This window comes from Dolichospermum circinale AWQC131C (genome assembly GCF_000426905.1).
GTDB lineage: Bacteria > Cyanobacteriota > Cyanobacteriia > Cyanobacteriales > Nostocaceae > Dolichospermum > Dolichospermum circinale.
In genome coordinates this window covers 37,296-42,747 of sequence record NZ_KE384614.1, presented here as the reverse complement: position 1 = coordinate 42,747, position 5,452 = coordinate 37,296, and the positions used below count along the sequence as shown (strand labels likewise).

Annotated in this window: 1 protein-coding gene; it reads right to left on the bottom strand. The window is 43.4% G+C overall.

Annotation, left to right across the window (positions count from 1 at the left end; translation table 11 throughout):
- Window positions 1-99: 99 nt before the first annotated feature.
- Window positions 100-5,452 (bottom strand): beta strand repeat-containing protein (locus tag ACIR131C_RS26800; RefSeq protein ID WP_269208805.1); only part of this gene is annotated, 5,353 nt, incomplete at its 5' end.

Here is a 5,452-nt window from a genome sequence, read left to right as displayed (position 1 = left end):
CCCCTCCCCGCAAGCGAGGAGGGGGCTTAAGATGTACCTCATAAGAGCGGAAACCCCTGTATATTGGGACACAGCATTGCTGTATCCCAAATCAGGAAACTAAGCAATCAAAATAAAATCGCTACTAGCAAGGGTAATATCAAGATTCCCTAAACGAGCAAACTCAAACACCGTTCCTGTACCCAAAATATTACCATCCTGATTATAAAATAAACTACCAGTGCTTTGACTATAAACAATCCGGGCATTACTAGCGTTGACCAATTCATCATCATCAACAACTGCGAAATCAGTTAGAGACTGTCCTAAAGTATTAGTAATGGCATTGAAAGTTCCCAGACTGAGAGCAATTTTGTCCTGTCCGGCATCAAACTGAGTAATATAATCAACACCTAAACTGCTGCTAAATACCCCATTACCTTGGAAGCGATATTGATCATTACCAGTGCCACCGTTGAGAATATCATTACCTGCTCCTCCCCAGAGGGTATCATTTCCTCCTAACCCTTGCAGTTGGTCATTGCCATCACCACCATTTAAGGTATTATTTAGAGCATTACCTGTGAGACGGTCATTTCCTGTACCACCTGTGGCATTTTCGATGACGTTATTAGCAGAGAGAATCAGTTTAAGATTACTATTGACTGTTTGTGAAGTTGCAACACCCAAATTTACATTTACAGCAGCAGTCGTCCCCGTAAAGTCAAGATTATCAATACCCCCTGTGGTTGTTTCCGTAATTGTGTCCGTTCCCAAAGCTGTATTTGCTAGGAAACGATAGGTATCATTTCCATCAAGACCGGTCAGGGTATTGTTGGCACTATTACCTTGGAAAACGTTATTATTGGCATTACCTGTACCATTGATAGCTGCTGTTCCGGTTAAAGTCAAGTTTTCCACACCACTGGGCAGAGTAGTAGTCACAGAAGCACTGAGGGTATCAGTGATAGTTGTAGTAGCCGTTTTTGCTGTGCCAAGGGTAGCATTAATTGGAGAAGCCAGGTTGAGAGTAAAGGTTTCATTAGCTTCATTCAGAGAATCATTGAGAATGGGAATATTGATCACTTGACTGGTAACACCAGGGTTAAAGGTGAGAGTTCCGGTGGTGCTGGTATAGTCTGATCCTGCTATGGCCGTACCGTTAGCAGTGGCATATTGAACGGTAATAGTTTGGGTGCTGGCGTTGGAGAGAGTAACAGTATAGATGACATTTTGAGGATTGGTATTACCTTCAACTATAGTCTGGTTGGCACTGAAGTTAATGGTAGGTTGGAGGTCATTATCAGTAATATTAACCGTTGCTGCTGTGTTAGTTGTGCTAACGGTATACCCTGTACCTGTGGCTAAAGTGAGAATAGCGGTTTCCGTGGCTTCAAAAATCGTGTCATTTGTGGGTGTTAATGTGACAATTGCCGTGCTACTCCCTGCTGCAAAGGTGACGCTAGTTGGTAAGCTGGTGTAATCAGCGCCGTTTGTAGCTGTTCCAGTTAAGGTATAATTGACCGTTACAGCTTGATTGATATTTCCTCCCACTCTTGTCAGCGTAAACTCTCCTGGATTAGCAGTGATTCCTGTAGCAGTTTCCGCAGCACTAGCATCAGTAGCCGCAACGGAAATAACCGGAAGCGCGGAAGAGTCATCATTGGTAATTGTGCCTGTCACCGCTGTTGTTGTCCCAATGGTGTAACCTGTTCCTGTTGCTAATGTTAAAGCCACAGTTTCATTACTTTCAACAAAGGTATCGGCTGTGGGGTCTATGGTTAAAGTGGCTGTACTTGCACCCGCAGCAAAGGTAATAGTTCCAGTAGTTGCAGTAAAACTGTCTGCACCTGTTTGGGTATAGTCGGTATTGAAAGTAGCGTTGCCACCTACGCCATAATTTACCGTTAAAGCATTAGCTGTAGTTCCTGTGCGGGTGAAGGTGTAAACCAAATTGGTCGGTCCATCTTCGACCACACTAGCAGGAGATACAGCTAGACTAATACTGGGTAAATCATTATCAGCAATATTGACTACTGCACTGGTTGTGACATCCAGAGCGTAACCTGTACCTGTGATTAAGGTGAGAATAGCGGTTTCTGTGCCTTCAAAAATATTGTCGTCTGTAGGTGTAACAGTGACAATGGCGGTGCTATCACCTACTGCAAAGTTGACAGTTCCCGGTAGACTACTATAGTCAGTGGCGTTGGTAGCAGAACCGCTTAAAGTATAGTTGACTGTAATAGGTTGAGTTAAATCACCTGTCCGAGTTAAAGTGAACGTACCAGGATTAGGAGTAACACCTGTAGCAGTTTCCCCAGCATTGCTATCGGTAGCCGCAAGGGTAATAATTGGCAGATCATCATTGGTAATAGTTCCCACACCTTGAGCTTTGGTAATCGTTGCGTTAGTTGCATTGCTCAGATTAACGGTAAAGGTTTCGGGGTTTTCGCTCTTGATATCACCAACAACCGCAACGTTGACAGTTTTACTGGTTTCTCCAGGGGCAAAGGTGACAGTGAACGTGGCCGCGTTATAGTCTAAATCAGCGGTGGTAGCTGTGCCGTCGGCGGTAGCGTAGTTAACTGTTATAGGTTGGCTGCTGGGGTGAGAGAGGGTAAGGGTGAAGGTGGCATTAGTAGTACCGCTATTACCTTCCGTGACGCTGACATCGTTAATACTAATACTGGGTTGGGGATCATTGTCAGTAATATTAACGGTGGCACTGGTAGTAGTTCCCAAAATATAGCCTGCACCTGTGGCTAGGGTGAGAATAGCGGTTTCTGTGCCTTCAAAGATGTTATCGTCTGTAGGTGTGACGGTGACGGTGGCGCTGCTCACACCTGCTGCAAAGTTGACAGTTCCCGGTAGACTACTATAGTCAGCACCGTTGGTAGCGATTCCGCTGAGGGTGTAGTTGACTGTAATCGCTTGAGTTAAATCACCAGTCCGAGTTAAGGTGAAAGTACCAGGATTGGGAGTAATTCCTGTAGCAGTTTCCCCAGCATCGCTATCAGTAGCCGTAACAGTAATTGCTGCGGGAATCGCGGGAATAGATAACTGGTTGCCATTGGTATCAAATAATGCTATATAGCTATCCTGCCCTCCCTGATTGGTGTAGGTAGGGAAACTGCCATCAGTCCAACCACTGATATAAATATTACCCAGGTTATCAATACTCAAACCATTAGCATAATCATTTGAGCTTGTACCAAATTGCTTAACCCAAAGTCTCGTTCCACTGGTGTTATATTTCGCTAAAAAGCCGTCATAGCCTCCTAAAGCCGTATTTCCTGTCAATTGACCGCTAGTCCAACCTGCAACATAAGTATTACCAGCGCTATCTGTTTTGGAGGCAATAGAATAGTCTTCGGAGGTTGTCCCAAATTGTCTAACCCAAGCCAGGGTTCCCGTGGTGCTATATTTGGCAACAAAACCATCATAAGAACCTAAACTGGTGTTGCCACTGAAAGCACCATCGGTATAGCCAGTAATAAAGACATTTCCTGTACTATCGGTACTAATGCCATTGATATTGGCATAATTATTTCCAGATGAACTGAGTTGTTTAACCCAAGCCTGAGTTCCACTGGAGTTGTACTTACTAACAAAGACATCAAAACCACTAACATTTGTATTTCCAGCAAATGCCCCTGCTGTTGAACCTAAAACATAGATATTATCGTTACTATCTAGGCTAACGCCTATTGCTTCATCATCTTGGTTTGTACCAAACTGTTTGATCCAGGTTTGAGTGCCATTGGTGTCGTATTTGGCAATATAAGCGTCATAAGCTCCTTGGGTGACATTACCCGCAAATGCACCATAGGTTTTACCAATTATATAGCTATTGCCATTACTATCAACACTAATTCCAACAGATGTATCATCGGCAGCAGTACCAAATTGTTTTACCCAAGCTAGGGTTCCAGCAGCAGTATATTTAGTAATAAACCCATCGTTACTACCGAGATTGGTTGCTCCCGTAAAAGCTCCATTGGTGTATCCAGCAGCATAAACATTGCCAGCGTTATCATTACCAGTTCCCAAGGCATAATCAGTACCAGAAGTACCGAACTGTTTAATCCAGGCTTGACTGCCATCGGGGTTATATTTAGTAATATAACCATCATAGTTGCCGGCGTTAGTATTTCCTGCAAAAGCACCATTGGTATAGCCTGCTGCAAAAACACTGCCAGCACGGTCGTTACTGACTCCACTATTTCGCTCTTGACCAGATGTTCCAAACTGCACTGGCCAATAAGCGGTTGAAGTAGCAACCTGTAAGCTATAGTTGGTATTGTTTCCAGCCGCAGGTCGGAAAACTCTTACATAATAGGTTCCAGCGTCAACTACGGAACTTACAACTTCATTAGCAGTTCCAGTTTTAATACCTTGGGCTATAGTGCGACCTAAGCCGTCAACTAACCAAACATTGGCATTGGCAGTCAAATTGGTAAGTTTAAGTTGGACATTACCAGTTGTGGTGACATTGAAGCGATAAAAATCAAATAAATCTGTATCACCTACAAAGTCTGTAACTGATTGGGGATTGGTAAAGTTAATTGTACCTAAATCCTTAACTTGGTCTACTACTTCTAAAATTAAGTTCTTACCTGTGGAAGTAGGCGCAAAGGCTAAACTGCTGCTAATATCTATGCCTTCAATGCTGTTAAAGCTCTTGGTTGTGGCAGAACCATAAGTTAAAACCGTGAATTTAGTGCCAATAGTTGGTGTAAATCCACCGGTTAAATTCAGTTTGAGGATACCACCTATATCTGCTGCACCGCTAATGTTGAATTTATCAAAGGTGGTGGCACTGCTTAATTCTAAGTTGAGTGTTCCTGTACCGCTTTGGCTGTAGTCACCAGTAACAGTTAATGTCCCAATGGTATTACCAGGATTGATTTGACCGCCACTATTGTTAACATTACCTGTGATAGTTCCGATTCCTGTGAGGTTTCCACCTTGTAGGTTCAATGGACTGTAATCAAAGGACAGACTCCCTCCACTGAGGTTAGTCGTTCCGGCTGTCTGTGTATAACCGCCGGTAAATCTTAATTTCCCTTTCTTAACATCAACTGTACCTGTGTTGTTGAAGAAAGCACTAATGTAAGATTCATCAGTAGTTGTGCCGTTGGATTTGGTGAAAGTCCCGGCATTATTAAAAGTAGCTTTATTTCCAGTGTAGTTGTAGTAAAAATCAGCATCACCTTGGAGGTCAATAGTCCCAGTGCTGGTATTATTCCAAATTGCTCCGTTGCTAGTGTATAATCCTCCATTACCAGTCCAAACTGTTGTTCCTGTGGTTTCTAGGGTAGTTCCATCGAGATTTGGATAGTTACCACTCAGGTTTAATGTACCACTGACGGTCTTTTTCCCTGTACCGCTTAATGTACCACCACTCCAGTTCAGTTGGTTGGAAATTGTTAAAGCACCTGCTCCCGTGAGAGTTCCACTGATTAAATTGACA